Consider the following 3,974-nt stretch of genomic DNA (forward strand, 5'->3'; position numbering starts at 1 on the left):
GGCCACCACCGTGCCCGACGGGATGCCGCGTATGACCTCGGCCGCGAAGTTGGGGCCGGAGAGCACGGCCAGGCGCGTCGCATTGCCCATCTCGGCCTCGAACACCTCCACCGGCAGAAGGCCGCTGCCCTCCTCGACGCCCTTCGAGCAGATGATCACCGGGAAATCGTCGTCCACCGCCTCGGCCAGCACGCCGGCCACGTCGCGCATGACGCTCGACGGCGTCACGATGACGGCGGCCTGCGCGCCCGCCAAGGCCTCCTCGTAGGAGGTCGTGGCCACGATGCGCGGGGAAAGCTCCACCTCGCTCAGGTAGCGCGGGTTCGCATGCGAGGCGTTGACGGCCTCCACCACCTCGGGCTTGCGGGCCCACAGCCCCACCTCGTTGCCGTTGCATGCCAGCAGCTGCGCGAGTGCCGTCCCCCACGACCCCGCCCCGATAACCGCGATCTTCATGTGAGTTCCCTACGCTTCCTTCTTCTTGCCCTTGTCGCCGATCCTGCTTTCGGTGCCGGCTCGCAGACGCTTGATGTTCTCACGGTGCGCCCAGACCACGGTCAGGCCGGCGACGGTGCAGAACAGCCAGGCCAGCCAATCGTCCCAGAAGAAGTATAGCGCGAAGAACGGGCAGGCCGCAGCCGCCGCGATGGAGCCGACGGACACGCGCTTCGTCGCCACGACGAGCACGATGAAGATGAGCAGCTCGAGGCAGGCGCCGATCCAGCCGAACGTCACGAACAGGCAGCCCACGGCCACCGCGATCCCCTTGCCGCCCTTGAAGCCAAGCCACGGGCAGAAGATATGGCCCCACACGCAGCCGAGGAACGCCACGGCCAGCATGGTGTCGTACGTGACGAGCGCGCCGGGCTCAAGGCCGCCGCCCGGCAGGAACTGCATGCTGAACGCCCAAGCCAATACGCCCGACAGCAGGCCCTTGCCGAAGTCCAACACGAACACGGCGTAGCCGCCCACCTTGCCCATCGTGCGGATAGCGTTGGTGGTGCCGATGTTGCCGCTGCCGTGCTCGCGCAGGTCGGTATGGTAGAACACCTTCGAGATGATCAGCCCGAAGGGAATGGATCCCAACAGAAACGCGGCGACGAACAGGCCGGCCGCAACCAGCAAATCCCCCATGACCCCTAATCCTTCTTCTTGAACTTGATCCTGATGGGCGTACCCACGAGCTCGAAGTTCTCGCGCAAGCGGTTCTCGAGGTAGCGCTCGAAGTTGTCGTCCACGAGGTCGGGGCGGTTCGCGAAGAACGTGAACTGCGGCGGACACGTAGCCGTCTGCGTGACGTACTTCATGCGCAGCACCGCCTTGCCCTTGCTCACCGTGTGGCCGAACTCTCGGATGCCTGCGAGCCACGTGTTCAGGCGGTTCGTGGGGATGGTCTGACTGTAGTTCTCATAGGCCGCGTTCACGGCGTCCCAGATGCGATCGACCTTCTTGCCCGTGAGCGCCGAGATGGCGATGACCGGAGCATAGCCTACGAACGTGAGACGGTCGGCGATGCGCTCGCGGATCTCGGCCTTCGCCTCAGGCCCCTCGATGAGATCCCATTTGTTCAGCACGATGACCATGGCGCAGCCGCGCTCGGCCGCGAAACCGGCGACGCGTTGATCCTGATCGGTGAGGCCCAGCGTGGAGTCTATGACCAGCAGCGCAACGTTGGCGCGATCGATGGCTCGCATGGCGCGCACGAAGCCGTAGTACTCCACGTCCTCGTCGATCTGGCTCTTGCGGCGCAGGCCCGCGGTATCCACGATGGTGTAGCGCTGGCCGTCGTGGACGATATGGGTGTCGATGGCGTCGCGCGTGGTGCCCGCCACGTCGGAGACGATGGAGCGGTCGTTGGCGGTGAGCTTGTTCGTGAGCGACGACTTGCCGGCGTTCGGGCGGCCGATGATGGCCACGTTGATGCCGTCTTCCTCGTCGGCGTCGGCGGGCAGGTCCACCTTCTTCAGCTCGTTCACGACCTCGTCCAAGAGGTCGCCCGTCCCGTGGCCGTGCATGGCCGAGACCGGCCACGGATCGCCCAGGCCCAGCTGGTAGAACTCCCACACCTCGTCCATGCGGTTCGGGGTGTCCAGCTTGTTCACCACAAGGAACACGGGCTTGGACGTCTTGCGCAGGATGCGCGCAACGGCCTCGTCGTCGGCGTTGACCCCGGTCTTGCCGTCCACGAGGAACAGGATGACGTCCGCCTCGTTCGCGCCGGCCAGCGCTTGATTGCGTATGGAGCCTTGGAAGGCGTCGTCATCGCCCATCTCGATGCCGCCGGTATCGATGAGCTTGAAATCGACGCCGTTCCAGTCGGCCTCATGATAGGAGCGGTCGCGCGTGACGCCGCGCATCTCATGGACGATGGCCTCGTCGGCCTGGGCTATGCGGTTGACGAAGGTGGACTTGCCGACGTTCGGCCGTCCGACCACCGCGACGATGGGTAAAGGCATATTGCTACCTCGCAGATTGCTTCGGTTGGTGCGGTCAGGAGGTCGGATCGGTTCGTCCGACCAGGTGGATGATCTCGAGGAGATAATCCGATGCGTTACAGGATACCACGGACATGCGCGCGCCCGCCCGCTTTTCCATATCCTCCAAACTCATGTCATCGAGCGTTACCGCGTCGTCGTTGAACACGACGCGCGGGATGAGCGCCAGCTGCAAGCCGCGCTCGCGCTCGGCACGCACGGCATCGGCCATGTCGCAGCCGCACAGAAGCCCCGTCACGTCCACGTTGCCGCCGAAGAACTCGTTCTTCACGAACAGCGGGATCAGCAGCCCCTTGAGCGGGCTCGCATCGATGAGCGGGCCCAGGAAGTGGCGCGTCGCGCAGCCGGCCACGTAGTGGACGCGCGCGTCGGCGGCGCGCAGAGCCGCGGCGCAACGCTCGACGAGCCCCGCGCGCTCTGCCCTTTTCCAGTCGTCAACGAACGAGCGGATGATGCCCACGCCGTCCTCGAACATGCCGAAGTCGCCGTAGTGCTCCGACGGCGGCAGGTTCCGCATCAGCTCGGGTCCGTAGGCGTTATGGTAGAACTCGTCGGCCGGGAAGGCCCACATGCTGCCGCGCTCGGCCAGAGCGCGCCGCTGGAACGGAATGACGAGGTCCATCACCGCGCGCGACGACACGGGGTCGTTGAAGCTGCGGTCGAAGACGCTCTGGTGCTTCGTGAATCCCAGCGGCACGATGCACACGTCGAGAATGCCGGGGCGCGCGTACGCCCAAGCAAGCGTGTCTTCCAGCACGGCGCCGTCGTTCTGGTCGGGCACGAGCACGATCTGGGCGTGGAACTCGATGCCCGCTTCCAGCAGCCGCTCCAGCACGTCGACGCCGTGCTGCGCGTGCTTGCCGATCATGCGTCGGCGCACCTCCGGATCCGCCACGTGCAGCGACAGGCGCAGAGGCGATATGCGCTGCTCGACGATGCGCCGTTCGTCTTCGGGCTTCAGGTTGGTGAACGTGACGAAGGTGCCCGCGAGAAAGCTCAGGCGGAAATCGTCGTCGCGCAAGGTGAGCGAGGAGCGCATATCGTCGGGCAGCTGGCGCATGAAGCAGAACGTGCAGGCGTTGCGGCATTGCCTCACGCCGTCGAACACGACGCCTTCGAACTCGAAGCCCCAGTCCTCGCCCTCCTCGCGCTCCAGTTCCACGACGCCCTCGTCGCCGTCGAGATCGACGTAGCCCAGCTCCATGACGTCGTCGGCCGCAAGCCAGCGCCAGTCGATGAGGTCGCGCACGGGCCTGCCGTCCACCGTGGTCACGTAGCATCCAGGCTCGAACCCCGCATCGTCGGCCGGGCTGTCGGGCGCGACGGCGATCACGAGAGCCCGCGGCGCCTCGCGCAGCGCGCCGCAGCCGCCGCGCTGCCTGGCCGCCGCCTCGCGATCGATATCGCCCGACGGGTACACCGGCGGCATCGGACGCGCTCCGGCATCCGCGCTCACAGCGCCTCCAGACGCTCCACGAT

4 protein-coding genes are annotated in these 3,974 nt (G+C 66.3%); all 4 read right to left on the reverse strand.

Features of this window, described 5'->3' with window-relative positions; all coding sequences use genetic code 11:
- On the reverse strand, positions 1–456 hold a 456-nt coding region (locus tag ACMO6A_RS03905; protein WP_418470810.1), incomplete at its 3' end, for an NAD(P)H-dependent glycerol-3-phosphate dehydrogenase.
- Between the two features lie 9 nt (positions 457–465).
- Entirely contained in the window at positions 466–1,134 is a 669-nt protein-coding gene (gene plsY / locus ACMO6A_RS03910) for a glycerol-3-phosphate 1-O-acyltransferase PlsY (RefSeq protein WP_009608361.1), read from the reverse strand.
- A 5-nt stretch (positions 1,135–1,139) separates the two neighbouring features.
- Positions 1,140–2,456 carry a ribosome biogenesis GTPase Der gene (der, locus tag ACMO6A_RS03915; RefSeq protein WP_009304535.1) on the reverse strand — a complete coding sequence of 439 codons (1,317 nt, stop codon included), beginning with the start codon at positions 2,454–2,456 and terminating at the stop codon, positions 1,140–1,142.
- Positions 2,457–2,490: 34 nt separating this feature from the next.
- On the reverse strand, positions 2,491–3,924 hold the full coding sequence (locus tag ACMO6A_RS03920) for a DUF512 domain-containing protein (RefSeq protein WP_009608362.1): 1,434 nt from the start codon (positions 3,922–3,924) through the stop codon (positions 2,491–2,493).
- Positions 3,925–3,974 lie beyond the last annotated feature (50 nt).

The organism is Eggerthella sp. (genome assembly GCF_048329335.1).
Lineage (GTDB): Bacteria > Actinomycetota > Coriobacteriia > Coriobacteriales > Eggerthellaceae > Eggerthella > Eggerthella lenta.

Excerpts from the sequence above, each read along its gene's own strand:
- plsY (WP_009608361.1), bottom strand. The coding sequence starts at position 1,134 with ATGGGGGATTTGCTGGTTGCGGCCGGCCTGTTCGTCGCCGCGTTTCTG.
- der (WP_009304535.1), bottom strand. The coding sequence starts at position 2,456 with ATGCCTTTACCCATCGTCGCGGTGGTCGGACGGCCGAACGTCGGCAAG.
- ACMO6A_RS03920 (WP_009608362.1), bottom strand. The coding sequence starts at position 3,924 with ATGCCGCCGGTGTACCCGTCGGGCGATATCGATCGCGAGGCGGCGGCC.